Here is a 12,194-nt window from a genome sequence, read left to right as displayed (position 1 = left end):
TCTACTGCTACACCGCTTTAACCATCCGAAAAAGTTTAAAAGATCCTTGATCAATCTTTCCTACAACTTGATAGCCAACCCGCTCGTATAACTGCTTCGCACGGGGATTGTTTTCTCGAACCGTTAGCGATAGTTTCTTAAAAGAGCAATCTTTCGCACGCGCTTCAGCATAATGAAGCAGCATTCCACCAATACCTACCCCTCTGCTTTCAGGTAGTATGGCCATCGCACCTATATGAAACTCATCCTTCTTCCCTTCCTCCATCGTCATCATGGCATAGAGGGTACGCACATTCTTGACTGCATAGTTGACCATAGCAAATCGTCTTATGTGCAAAATTTGTTTGGCTGTCGGAAGAACTAATTGATTCATGACGCTTGTTGGGTAGCACGTAATCATTCCAAGTGTTTTGTTACCTACTTTTGCTTCATAAGCAAATTCGTGGCTGAAGCGATTGTTTTTCCCTTCCCACAATCCTTTCATCGTTTCTTCTATAATAGCAGGATCGTCTGAACCAACAATTGTTTGAGCCATGCTTTCAATAGCCATTATGTTTAGCTTAGCGCCCACCCTCGAACAAGGCGATGCTTTCTCCATTCGAACCGATTTGGACATGATGATCACCCTTCACTAGAAAAATGAACGTTATCGTTTCAATATACCCATTCGTTTTCAAAGACATACTGTCATTTAGCAAAAATAGCAGGATGTTACAGCGTCTGTGGCTTCGGTAACAATACAATGCTAATAGAAGCTTTACTCCCTGCTTTAACCTTGTTTGCACCTAACACAAAAAGAGTATCGCCCTCATTAGGAACCAATGTCTTCTGTCTTACAAGAAACGAGATGTAACAAACCTCACGAATGGAAATGACATCTTACTCGTGAAGAGTCGTCCCTTCCTTCTCCATTAACACAATTGTCTCTAATTCTTCCAGGGCTTTGAAACGACATCGTTTCGTTCCTTACTTTCCAGGCTCATTCTTACAAAAGACATGTACAACATGCCCACTAGTAACCTTAATAAAGACCGAGCTCATTCACTCGGTCTTTCCCCATTCAGACGCCAACATTCCAAATACAACATGATCTACATAATGATCGTACAACCATTCTGCTTGTCTGATCGTCCCTTCATTTGTAAAGCCAAGCTTCATCGGAACTCTTTGACTCTTTCGATTTCCGGAAGCGGCACGAATTTCGACTTTGTTCATGTTTAGTTGTCGGAAAGCATAGTTTGTTAAGTCATGGGCCACGGCTGTGACAATGCCTCTACCCTGAACCTTTTCACTCACCCAGTAACCAATGGAGGCTGTTTTATTTGCCCAGTTCAACGTATTAAAACTCGCCATTCCAACTACACGACTGTCATACACAATAACCGTATGAAGCCCATTGTTATCTGCATGACTCTGCAAACAACGCCGAATAAACGTAGCGGTATCACCTACTTCTTTAATATGATCGAGCCAGGGGAGCCATTCTTTTAAGTACGTCCGATTTTCATTCGTTAATGTGAAAATCGCATCAGCATCTTGAAAATCAATTAGTTTCAGTGTCAGTTGTCCTGTTAGTTTACGTGCAAACATGATGGCACATCCTCTTCTCTATGATTGTCGTTCTAGTTGTTCAAGTCGCCTTTCTAACTGTTCTAGTTGTTTCTTCTGTTCCTTCACAGCAGTTATCGCAATGGCGGAAACCGCAAACGCACCTATGATGAGTACTGGCAGTACTGCCAACCCTATAGATTGAAACACTTCCACTCTTATCACCTCATTATGCCTCTTTTCCTTCGACAAAACGAGAGCAAATCCTGCAAAAAAAAAGAAACCTTCCTTAACGAAAGGCTTCTTATTGCTAGCTTACTTTAATTGCTGTACTGCACGTCGAACGGCTTCACTCACTTCTTGTTGATGCTGATTGGTTTGCATACGGTAGGCATCATCAGCATTTGTTAAGTAACCAACTTCAATTAAAACAGCTGGAACATTCGAATCACGCAGAACTTGGAAATTGGATTGATAGATGCCTCTTGTATAACCAGAGTTCAGTCGGCTAATTTCCTTATTAATGGCGACTGCCTCTTTACTAGATTGGTAGTAATGAGTTTCAAAACCACGAACACTCGAATCGGCAAAACTATTAGCGTGAATGCTTAGAAACAAATCTGCTTGCGCTTGATTCGCTTGGTTCACTCGACTTGAAAGGGAAACAAACTCATCACCTGTTCGCGTTTCAATAACATCAATGCCATCTGCTGCTAGCGTTCTCTTTAGTTCATCCTTATACGCTCTCACCACATGCTTTTCTAAGAGACCATTTGCAACAGCACCAGAATCATAGCCCCCATGTCCCGCATCAAGTACGACTTTAAAACCTTGCTTCGCTGTTGGCTCGTTAACAATAGGAGTAACTGTAGGTGACATAACCATAGATTGTATGTAATGAGTATGTATAAATCCAATTGCCCCGTTATAGGTTATTTGCGCCCAGTCATTCCCTAAGTCAATGTAATCAATTTGTGTACCATTTGCCAACTGCCCAAGAACGCTTTCCGATTGTTGTGGTCCAGACCGAACATTTAGTCCACCCGTTGAGGCGATCACACCTGTCTTCGTCTCCACATGCCCTGTTGTTGACGTTGTCCCTGTACTCGCTGTGCCACTAATAAATGCTTTACTCACATAGCCTACTTGTCCAGCATACGTGATTTTAACCCAGTCTGTTGACGTGTGAAAATATTCAATTTTATTTCCAGGTTCGAGCTTCCCAATGATGGAACCTTCTTCAGAAGGAAGATCTCTTACGTTTAATGGCGCATCACTTTGAACGACACCAACGTTTGTGGACGCGCTCACTTGTTCATACGTCATAAACAGGAGTAAGACAATAATCGATAGGGCTGTCACTGTTTTTAAAAAACGCATTTTCCCCCTCCTTTTAAACTACCTATCGTTCATTCCCGAATATTAGGTTAGCTAAACATAGGTTTCTATGAAACTATCAATGATTCTGTAAATCATACCAAATGAGCAACTTATATGATATAGGCTTTTTGGTTGAAGGAGATTTTTGCTAGTTTTGTTCCAATGTATTGCCATGTTTCCCTTTTTACTTGTTGCACTTCCAATTCTTTTAAAGCAAAAGAACATAGCGACAACTGTTCCTATTCTAGGAAACGTTATTTATAGACAAAAAACCAGACTGATTCTGCACATCCCACCGAGTAGTTAGACAGCTGTATAAACGAATCTCGTAGGAAAAGGTAATAGAGAGTGAAAGTACAAACAGCACAAAATAGCGCACCAGACGAGTGAAAACCCAAGGAACCACTGTCTGAAGCGCTTTTTTCACTACTTAGATGTCATTTCCAATGCAACAGTTTTTTCTCAATAAAAACAAGAAGCGCGTTTACCCCTAAACCGATAATAGAGATGGTCAGGATGCCCACATACATATGTGGAATCTGAAATGTATGTTGACTGCTAATAATCAAATAACCCAACCCTGCTTTGGCTCCAATCATTTCCGCAGCAACTAAAACTAAAATAGATGACGCTGCTGCCAGGCGAAGACCGACAAAAATCGTTGGTACAGATGCTGGCAAGATTATCTTCATGAACAAGCGGTAAGGCGTTAATGCTAACGATTTCCCTGCTTTTATATATAAGGGGTCCACATGTCGAACGGCACTAATGGTACTAATGAGAATAGGAAAGAAACATGCGTAGATGACAACAGCGACTTTAGAGAGTTCCCCTATTCCAAGCAACAAGATGAAAACAGGTAACACCGCTAGCGCTGCTGTATTACGAAACAATTCTAAAAGGGGCGTTAACCATTTACTAAACGTCGTAAACCACCCAATTACTAGTCCAAGAGGAATCGCAATGATCATTCCTACTAAAAATCCAATGATCGACCGCGTAAAGCTAGCACTAATGTGTGAAAACAACTGCCCATTTAAAGCTAACTCGAAGCCACTTGCCAGAACAGTAGAGAAAGGCGGCATAAAAACAGCATCAACCATACCCATTCGAGGGGCGATTTCCCATAACAAAAAGAAAAGTGCAATGGCTGTTATGGACTTAAGAAATGATAGACTCTGGAAAGCATAACGGTTAAACCGGGCTGACCATTGCCGATTTGCTTCAGGCACATGGGTTATTCGTTCCATGCATACACCTCCTCCTCTCCATGTAGCAAGTTCCATACGTTTTGTCTATGCATAGCAAATGCTGGTAATGAACGGGGGTCTTCCTTTTTTTTCGTTTCAAATAATGGTGTATCCACAATATGTGAGATTCTTCCAGGTCTTTGACTCATTACCGCGACACGTTGACCGAGGACAATTGCTTCGTCAATGCTGTGTGTAATAAATACAATCGTTTTATTCGTTTTCCTCCAAATCTCCAGTAACTCTAATTGGAGACTTTCTCGTGTTTGGGCATCAAGTGCTCCAAATGGTTCATCCATGAGAAGAACCTCGGGGTCATAGGCTAAGCTTCGTGCAATGGCAACCCGTTGCTTCATTCCTCCCGATAACTGATGGGGATACGTCTCTTCAAACCCTTTTAACCCGACAAGTTCAATATACGAAACCGCCTTGGCAAGACGTTCTTTTCGCTTTAACCCTAATTCTTCTAAGCCAATGGCTACATTTTCAATTGTTGTTCTCCATGGCAACAGGGCATATTGTTGAAACACAAACCCCCGAGTTAAACTCGGTTTAGACACCTGCTTTCCATTTACAGCGATGCGCCCTTGAGTAGGTAGCTGTAACCCAGCAAGCAAATCAAGCAAGGTCGATTTGCCACACCCGCTCGGGCCGACTATAACAAAGAATTCTCCTTTCTCAACAGACAGGCTTAAGTTTGAAATGGCGGTCACGGTCTCGTTTCGGTTTCCTTTAAATTGATGAGTCAAGTTATCTACTTTAATTGCGATGTGTCCCACCTCATTCACTTCCTTCCTCTAATTCGTTCAGGTATGGATTAAACCGATTGGTATACACCTCATCCATTTGTGTTTCACCTTTTGACATTCGCCCCTCTTCGACTAACCAATCTTCCCATCGCTCAAAATCAATCTGACGAATCGCACCTCCAGGAGATTCGATTCCACTGCTTTTCCAGTAGTCAATTAAATCCGTTTGTTCATTTCGACCTCTTGTTTCAACGATAGTTCGCATTCGTTCCCGCACAACTTCTGCTTCATTCTCTTTCATCCATTCAATGGCTCTTGCCATTCCACTGACAAATACCTCGACCGCCTCGGGCTGTTCTTCTATGTAATCATCTCTAAAGACGATACTTCCAGCATTAAATGGACCAAATAAATCGATATCTTTGAAGAGCGGGCGCAAACCTCCTGTTTCCAATGCTTTATCTCGAATAATACCGCTCAACGTCGTTACTTCCAACTGCCCAGAACGCAGCGCCTGTTCACCTGACGCAGGAGGGATAATGATTCGACCGATGTCATCGACCTGACTTTTCGTTAATCCATTCTGTCGCGCATACTCTACTGTTGAAAATTCATGATGGGCACCTAACGTATTAACACCAACATTTCCACCGATTAAATCGTCCGCTTCTTTAATCGGGCTATCTTCCAAGACATAGTATCCTGCATACGTTTCTTCATCGGACCCGTAATAATGAATGACCGATGTCACACCAGCCCCTGCATATTGTAGCTGAAGGATGGCACCGTTAAACGCTCCACCAAACTCTACATCCCCTGTCATCGTTGCTTGAATACTCTCCGGTCCACTCGTTCCATCACCAATCCATTCCAACTTGATCCCATTCATATAACCTAGGTCATCAGCGAGTTCCCACGGCATGACAGTATTTGCTGTTCCTTGGTAACGAAGAACAGGAATTCCTTCTTCCACTTGGGCACTCGTATGGTTTGAACAAGAAGCTAAGACGCAGGCCCCCAACATCATCATCGATTGTTTCCAATTCAACTTAACCAACCCCCTTAACGCTGTAACACCTCTGCAGCATTAGGTTTTTTTAATCCCAAATGATCACGCAACGTTCTTCCTTCATAGTTCGTACGGAACAAGCCTCTTTCTTGCAAAATGGGGATGACTTCCGTAATAAATTCTTCTAGTCCATCTGGTAATAGTGGTGCCATGATATTAAAGCCATCTGCAGCACCATTTTCAAACCAATCCTGCAGCTGATCTGCAATTTGCTCAGGCGTGCCATAGATTTCACGATGGCCTCTTGCACCTGCAATATGTTGATACAGTTGACGAATGGTCAAATTCTCTACTTTGGCCAGTTTCGTCACAAGTTCGAATCGTGTTTTCGCCCCATTATTCGTTTCAACCGGAGGAAGATCGGGGAGTGGTCCATCAAGTGGATAGCCTGTTAAATCAAAGTTTAACAACCCTGATAATAAGCGAAGCCCCGCTTCTTCTGGTATTAATGAGCGGAAATGTGCCGCTTTCTCTTTCGCTTCCTCCTCTGTCTTTCCAATGATCGGCATTACACCCGGCATTACTTTTAAGTCATTCGCATCCCGGCCGTACTTGACCAATCGTTGCTTCACATCACGATAAAATACTTCTGCATCTTTTCTTGTTTTCCAAGCGGTGAAAATAACTTCAGCCGATGAAGCGGCTAATTCTTTCCCAGGTTCAGACGATCCAGCTTGCACAATAACTGGGTGACCTTGAACGGGACGGGGTATATTCAATGGACCAGGAACGGAGAAGAAATGACCTTCATGATCGATCGTTCGCACTTTTGACGAATCTGTAAAACGTCCTGCTTTCTTATCTAAAACAATGGCGTCTTCCTCCCAACTTGCCCAAAGCTTTTTCGCCACCTTCAAGCTTTCCGTTGCACGTTCGTATCGAAGTGCATGGTCATAATGAGCGTCGCGACTAAAATTTAGCGCTTCGTAAGCATTACCGCTCGTTACCACATTCCAGGCCGCTCGACCATGACTTAAATGATCAATGGTTCCAAATGCACGAGCTAGATAATAAGGCTCATAGAAACTCGTCGATGCAGTAGCGCACAATCCAATACGCGACGTTCCATGGGTCATTGCAGATAAGAGAAGAATAGGATCTAATCGGGCCGTCACACTATGTGAGACATCTTCTTCTCGTTTCGTCCGGTCCGCATAATGATCCGCAAAGAATACCATATCAAATAGTCCTTTTTCTGCTAGTTGGGCTAAACGGACATAATAGTCTGCTGAGAGCCACTCCTTTGCATCGTTTGCACTATCCTCGTGCCTCCATGCTGCAACATGGTGACCAGGTGTCATAAGAAAAGCCCCTAAATGCATATGTCGATTTGCCATTACGTACCCACTCCTTCATTTAAATTAAAAAAAACACTATGAAACCTGCTTTAAGCACATCTCCAGTGTTCTGGTCGACTCTGTTTATACGTTTGTATAGGATGCTTGTTTAAGGGATTGTTTCACCTTGGAAATAGCCTCATCTATCCTTTTTAATGACTGTGTATCTTGAATGCGCGCAACCCCATTTTCTAGCTGAACATGCTCACTTAAGACGAAAATCGGTTTGATAATAGAGGTAGCTCCAAGTATATGAAGAACTGGAAGCAATGAATATTGTAAAGACAAATAGTGAGCGATACTTCCGCCAGTTGCTACGGGTAATACAACTTTCCCTATTAAGGCTCCTTCAGGCAAAAGATCGAGCAATGCTTTTAGCACGCCAGGAACTGACGCTTTATAAACGGGGCTGCCAATTACAACAATGTCTGCGTTCTCTATCTCTCCTTTCACTTTCTCAATTGCTGGAGACTGAAACCTTGCCTGCATTAAATCATCGGCAGGTACGTCAAGTATGTCAATTGTAGACGTACTATAAGGTACTTCAATCGATTGTTGTACCGTTTTAAGTACAGCATTCGTTTTTGATAATCGGTTAGGACTTCCTGATAAAAAAAGAACATGCATCCTATCATCACTCCTTTTGAAATAAAATAAGCCCACCACATCATTCTGGTGAGCTTTCGGTTGACCGATCAGCCTAATTTTTATTCAATCTACGTTTCTCTGTACAATCTACTTGTGTGACTTTGCCATTATGTACTGTAATGAGTAATGAACCATATTCAAGCTTTTCTAACTGTGTCACAATCTCATCTACTACTTGTTGCTCCACTTTAATCGCCGGTCACCCTCTCTTAAAATGAATGTGTTCGTCGTTACATAGACTCTAATCTGATTAATCTTATTTGTCAAGTATGAATTATATGAAATATCAAATTTAATTACCTACTTCTAACTTGCTTACTATTCTAAAAAAAGAGAGTTGCTGACATTGAGCGTCTCTATAAAAGTTTGTTAAGGAACGATCACGGCAACCTAAAAAAAGAAGCATCGACTCAGCCTCCATCTCCATACGTAAACAGTTTTATTTTCCTTTTTGATGTATGGTCTCACTTTGATACCATATGAAACGAGCCACTGCTCCGGTCACCACAAACGCCAGAAAATGAGGGGTCATTTGCTCTATCCCTATTTCAAAGCCTCTAAAGAAACGATACAGCGTCAAGCATACCGTTGTGACCAGTGGAAACAAAACGAGCCATAGAACGAAAATGAGTCTTTTTTTATTCATATCGTTCCTCCTTGCTTTACCTATTTCTTTTTCGCCAAACCCCTCCCCCTCCACACGTAAACCCACATCGTTGATAAAAAGATGCATGTTTTGTATCGAAAGTCACTGTGACAACTTCTATACCAACTGTCTCTGCTTCGACTAGCAGACGTTTCACCAATTTAGCACCGATACCAAGACCTTGATACGCTGGGTGGACGATCACGTCTTCTATGTATCCATGCTCTAAACCCATTCCACATAGATAACCAAATGCAATGAGTTCTCCGTGCTTTCCTCTCATCCCTGCCCAAAAGGTACAGCGCTCAAAAAGAAGCGGGTAATCTTGATCTCTTCTTGCCCAGCCTACGCTTTCTCTTAATAGGGGTACTTCTTTATCTTCAATGGAAAGATTTATCATCACGTTATCGTTCATATGCGCTCTCCCTTGTCGTTAGAATAAAAAAACTTCATTCTCATTGTTGTCAGTTTAGACGAAAACAGCCCCTCCAGCGAGAGCAAACAATAGACGAAGGCCAGTTCATAGGAAGTATGCTTTTAAGCGAACACAACTTTATTAATCAAACGTTTAATTAGCTCTCTACTGTTTCACAAAACAACTGTGAACTCTCTTGAATAATTCTCCATTTACTGCACAAGCTAGTAAAAAATTAATAAGGATGGATAACATGGACTATCCAACCATTCACACAAACATATGGGATGGTGTTATTGCCGTTCCCAGCGTGCTTCTACTGACACAAGCTATAAAAATGATGTTTCCGATAAAGTCTGCTTTTGTACCAACTGTTGCAACATTGCTTGGATTATGTATTTCCATCTTTATTAGTCATCCACACAACTTATTGACTGGAATCTTCATGGGATTATTTTATGGAAATGCCGCAGTTGGTGCTTATTCCGGTATCAAAAATTCGTGGGTACAGTTTAGAAAGAGATACAATGAGTAACTGTTGTTATAAGAATTATCCACTACTATGAAACCGTTCTTTTAATTTGATTCAACGAGAGGACATTCTCATACTTAAACACTCTTCGTTGGCGCTTGCTGTGACAATAGGCGACAAACCAGCGCTCTTTCAACTGAAGCACCGTAATCACTCTTTGGGAAATGACTCCCTCTTTATTCAAATAAATTAACGTGACACATTCTTTACGTTCTAACGCCCGATTTAAAACCCCTTTGGTCATAGCAAGCCCTCCCTTATTTTCACTCATTATATACGAACGTACATTCTTATTCAAGAGAAAAAACAGAAAATACGCTCGCGTATCACTGGAAATTTATAGGGATTTATTTGTATGATGTTCGGTTGTTCAAGAAAGTCGTTCTCTTTTCTTTTTAATAAGCAATTCCGACACGAGCCTTTATGTGGGTATGATTTAAAATCTGCATATACGCAAAATCCGCAGTGTCTTTAATGGATATTTTTCTCCCATTTTCAGGTAGGAAATCAACTGTTGTACGGTATTCCCCTTCTGCTTCTGCTTCTGAAAGGGCAGTAGGACAGACAATGGTCCAGTTTAAATTGGTCTGTTTCAGTAAATCATACACTTTATGATGTTCTTTAGCGGCGCGAGTTGACCTCCTCCTTGATTCTGGGGAAGCGTATCTTAATAGATCAACATATTCTCTGCTGTTTAATATACCTGCAGTACCGATTGTTATAATCCTTTTGATTCCTTCTCGTTGCATTTCTTCAATTATTTGAGGCATGCTTTCGGATAACGTAGTAGTTCCATCGGTATTGAGAGCGCTTATGACGACATCAGCATTTTTTATGGCGCCACGTATATCTTCTCGGTTTAATACGTTTCCACGAACTATAGTCAAATGTGCATCATTAAGAAAGCTATCTAGTTTTTCAGGGTCTCGCACAAGAGCTGTAACGTTGTTTTTATCCTTAAGCGCGTTTAGTAGAATAAACCTTCCTACTCGCCCTGTTGCTCCTAAAATGAATAGATTCATACAAACCCTCATTATTTTCACATTTACTTTTTTATTTTAAGCCTACTCTGAAGCACGGTTATTGCATTAAAGCGCAGATGCTTATTCACTATTTTTAAGCATTTTAGCCAAAATTCGTTTTAGCTGCATCAGTTCTTCTTCATTTAAATTCGTTTGCTCTAGAAATCTTAACGGAATCTTAGTTGCTTTCTCTCTAGCCTGCTCACCTTGTTCAGTCAAAGTGACATTTACAACACGCTCGTCACCTTTTGAACGGTTGCGAGCGATGAATTCATTCTCTTCCATTCTTTTCAACATCGGGGTCAAGGTTCCTGAATCCAAAAAGAGACGTTCACCTAGTTCTTTAACGGACATTTCACCACTTTCCCATAACACTAGCAAGACCAAGTACTGCGGATAGGTGACATTAAGTTCTTCCAGCAATGGTCGGTACCGTTTAGTCATCTCCTTGTTTACAGCATACAATGGAAAACAAATTTGGTTATCTAATCTCAATATCTCATTTATCATAGTGGCTCACTCCTAAGGATATTATAGCAATTTCTGAACTGTCATCAAACAAATTGACACAACGCAATTAAGTTGTGTACAATTAAATTGCACAAAATTAAAAGGAGTGGGTACGATGGCTTTATATACTGCATCTTCTAAAGCTTCAGGCGGACGTCAGGGAAAGGTAGAATCATCGGACGGTACGTTAAACTTATCGCTTTCATTACCTAAAGGATTAGGCGGAAATGAAAAAGCAGGCACCACGAACCCTGAACAACTCTTTTCTGCTGGCTATGCCGCTTGCTTTGATAGCGCATTGCACTTGGTCGCAGGGCAAAAAAAGAAAAGAATCACTTCTGAAGTTACAGCAGAAATTAGTATTGATAAACAACCGGAGGGATTCGGGTTAAGTGCACAATTAATTGTCGAAATGAATGGTGTGTCTCAGCAAGAAGCAGAAGAACTTGTTGAAAAGGCACACCAAGTATGCCCTTATTCTCGTGCTGTCCAAGGAAATATTGAGGTAAGAAAAAGAGTGATCACTAAATAAAATAAACCCGGAGGAATAGAGCGCTCCTCCGGGTTTTACATTTGTTTGTTTTTAGATGTCATTTGAATAATAAATGAAACGCCTCATAAGCCGTTCTTTTCTGTTACTAACTCATTAGCTCGATACTTTTGATGAAGCTTTTCTTTGCACTCATCCCAGCTCAATGTTTTTGACGTTGTCGAAAATTGAATGTATTGTAACTCATCTGCCAGCTGCCTAGAATGTTTCATTGCTCTTAGGTGTGCTCCATGATTTCTAAAGGCCTTCATGTCTTCAGGGGAATGCCAAATCGACATAGTCCAATACGTTAACATGCCTTCTTTTCGGTACGAAACGTGTTCGAGCCCCTTTGTTTTACGTATTTGAAAATGTGAGCGAACAGTCATCCAAGCAAACGTTGGCAGTGTCCGAATCCCTCTCAAATGTAGTCTTGTAATCGATACAATCATAATCCACCTCTTTTTAACTAAGCTTTACTGACTTCCTGCGTTGAATTGCATGAAAACATCCTCTATGATCATAATAGGAAAGATGACTTACTGAAAGGAAACCATTA

18 protein-coding genes are annotated in these 12,194 nt (G+C 41.3%); 2 read left to right on the top strand and 16 right to left on the bottom strand.

The window, feature by feature from the left end; translation table 11 throughout:
* Positions 1-7: 7 nt before the first annotated feature.
* The 12 genes from FPV17_RS02685 to FPV17_RS02635 form a co-directional block, all read right to left on the bottom strand.
* Positions 8-616, bottom strand: a complete 609-nt coding sequence (locus FPV17_RS02685) for a GNAT family N-acetyltransferase (protein WP_246117109.1) — start codon at positions 614-616, stop codon at positions 8-10.
* Positions 617-1,041: 425 nt separating this feature from the next.
* Complete coding sequence (locus FPV17_RS02680; protein ID WP_144557824.1) at positions 1,042-1,590, bottom strand: GNAT family N-acetyltransferase; 549 nt, start codon at positions 1,588-1,590, stop codon at positions 1,042-1,044.
* Between the two features lie 18 nt (positions 1,591-1,608).
* Positions 1,609-1,764, bottom strand: coding sequence for a hypothetical protein (locus FPV17_RS21665; protein ID WP_158331921.1), 156 nt, complete (start codon positions 1,762-1,764; stop codon positions 1,609-1,611).
* A 99-nt stretch (positions 1,765-1,863) separates the two neighbouring features.
* Positions 1,864-2,928 (bottom strand): N-acetylmuramoyl-L-alanine amidase family protein, encoded by a 1,065-nt coding sequence (locus FPV17_RS02675; protein ID WP_144557822.1) that lies wholly within the window; start codon positions 2,926-2,928, stop codon positions 1,864-1,866.
* A gap of 437 nt (positions 2,929-3,365) precedes the next feature.
* Positions 3,366-4,178 carry an ABC transporter permease gene (locus tag FPV17_RS02670; RefSeq protein ID WP_144557820.1) on the bottom strand — a complete coding sequence of 271 codons (813 nt, stop codon included), beginning with the start codon at positions 4,176-4,178 and terminating at the stop codon, positions 3,366-3,368.
* A complete protein-coding gene (locus tag FPV17_RS02665) occupies positions 4,166-4,948 on the bottom strand; it encodes an ABC transporter ATP-binding protein (RefSeq protein ID WP_144560396.1) in 783 nt (260 codons plus the stop codon). The genes FPV17_RS02670 and FPV17_RS02665 overlap by 13 nt, the downstream gene beginning before the upstream one ends.
* 10 nt (positions 4,949-4,958) lie before the next feature.
* On the bottom strand, positions 4,959-5,975 hold the full coding sequence (locus FPV17_RS02660; RefSeq protein WP_144557818.1) for an ABC transporter substrate-binding protein: 1,017 nt from the start codon (positions 5,973-5,975) through the stop codon (positions 4,959-4,961).
* A 14-nt stretch (positions 5,976-5,989) separates the two neighbouring features.
* Positions 5,990-7,333, bottom strand: a complete 1,344-nt coding sequence (locus FPV17_RS02655; RefSeq protein ID WP_060704147.1) for an LLM class flavin-dependent oxidoreductase — start codon at positions 7,331-7,333, stop codon at positions 5,990-5,992.
* A gap of 84 nt (positions 7,334-7,417) precedes the next feature.
* On the bottom strand, positions 7,418-7,960 hold the full coding sequence (gene ssuE / locus FPV17_RS02650) for an NADPH-dependent FMN reductase (protein ID WP_144557816.1): 543 nt from the start codon (positions 7,958-7,960) through the stop codon (positions 7,418-7,420).
* Between the two features lie 73 nt (positions 7,961-8,033).
* On the bottom strand, positions 8,034-8,141 hold the full coding sequence (locus tag FPV17_RS02645) for a DUF2292 domain-containing protein (RefSeq protein WP_246117186.1): 108 nt from the start codon (positions 8,139-8,141) through the stop codon (positions 8,034-8,036).
* A 279-nt stretch (positions 8,142-8,420) separates the two neighbouring features.
* Complete coding sequence (locus FPV17_RS02640; protein ID WP_144557814.1) at positions 8,421-8,627, bottom strand: hypothetical protein; 207 nt, start codon at positions 8,625-8,627, stop codon at positions 8,421-8,423.
* Positions 8,628-8,643: 16 nt separating this feature from the next.
* A complete protein-coding gene (locus tag FPV17_RS02635; RefSeq protein ID WP_144557812.1) occupies positions 8,644-9,042 on the bottom strand; it encodes a GNAT family N-acetyltransferase in 399 nt (132 codons plus the stop codon).
* Positions 9,043-9,295: 253 nt separating this feature from the next.
* Here FPV17_RS02635 and FPV17_RS02630 point away from each other — a divergent pair, with 253 nt between their 5' ends.
* A complete protein-coding gene (locus FPV17_RS02630) occupies positions 9,296-9,577 on the top strand; it encodes a hypothetical protein (protein ID WP_035392820.1) in 282 nt (93 codons plus the stop codon).
* Positions 9,578-9,602: 25 nt separating this feature from the next.
* On the opposite strand, the gene FPV17_RS02625 is transcribed toward FPV17_RS02630, so the two are convergent.
* From FPV17_RS02625 to FPV17_RS02615, 3 genes are all read right to left on the bottom strand, one after another.
* Positions 9,603-9,818: a WYL domain-containing protein gene (locus tag FPV17_RS02625; protein ID WP_035392821.1), complete on the bottom strand. Its 216-nt coding sequence runs from the start codon at positions 9,816-9,818 to the stop codon at positions 9,603-9,605.
* A gap of 151 nt (positions 9,819-9,969) precedes the next feature.
* Positions 9,970-10,596, bottom strand: a complete 627-nt coding sequence (locus tag FPV17_RS02620) for an NAD(P)-dependent oxidoreductase (protein ID WP_144557810.1) — start codon at positions 10,594-10,596, stop codon at positions 9,970-9,972.
* Between the two features lie 81 nt (positions 10,597-10,677).
* On the bottom strand, positions 10,678-11,106 hold the full coding sequence (locus FPV17_RS02615) for a MarR family winged helix-turn-helix transcriptional regulator (protein WP_144557808.1): 429 nt from the start codon (positions 11,104-11,106) through the stop codon (positions 10,678-10,680).
* Positions 11,107-11,221: 115 nt separating this feature from the next.
* On the opposite strand from FPV17_RS02615, the gene FPV17_RS02610 reads away from it, so the two are divergent.
* On the top strand, positions 11,222-11,638 hold the full coding sequence (locus tag FPV17_RS02610; protein ID WP_144557806.1) for an organic hydroperoxide resistance protein: 417 nt from the start codon (positions 11,222-11,224) through the stop codon (positions 11,636-11,638).
* Positions 11,639-11,721: 83 nt separating this feature from the next.
* Here the strand turns inward: FPV17_RS02610 and FPV17_RS02605 are convergent, their stop codons facing one another.
* A complete protein-coding gene (locus FPV17_RS02605; RefSeq protein ID WP_035392823.1) occupies positions 11,722-12,087 on the bottom strand; it encodes a DUF3291 domain-containing protein in 366 nt (121 codons plus the stop codon).
* Positions 12,088-12,194: the final 107 nt, after the last annotated feature.

Origin of the sequence: Shouchella miscanthi (assembly GCF_007725405.1) — a bacterium.
GTDB classification, from domain to species: Bacteria; Bacillota; Bacilli; order Bacillales; family Bacillaceae_D; genus Shouchella; species Shouchella hunanensis.
The sequence above is the reverse complement of the archived record's forward strand: the minus strand, read 5'-3'. Positions and strand labels throughout refer to the sequence as shown.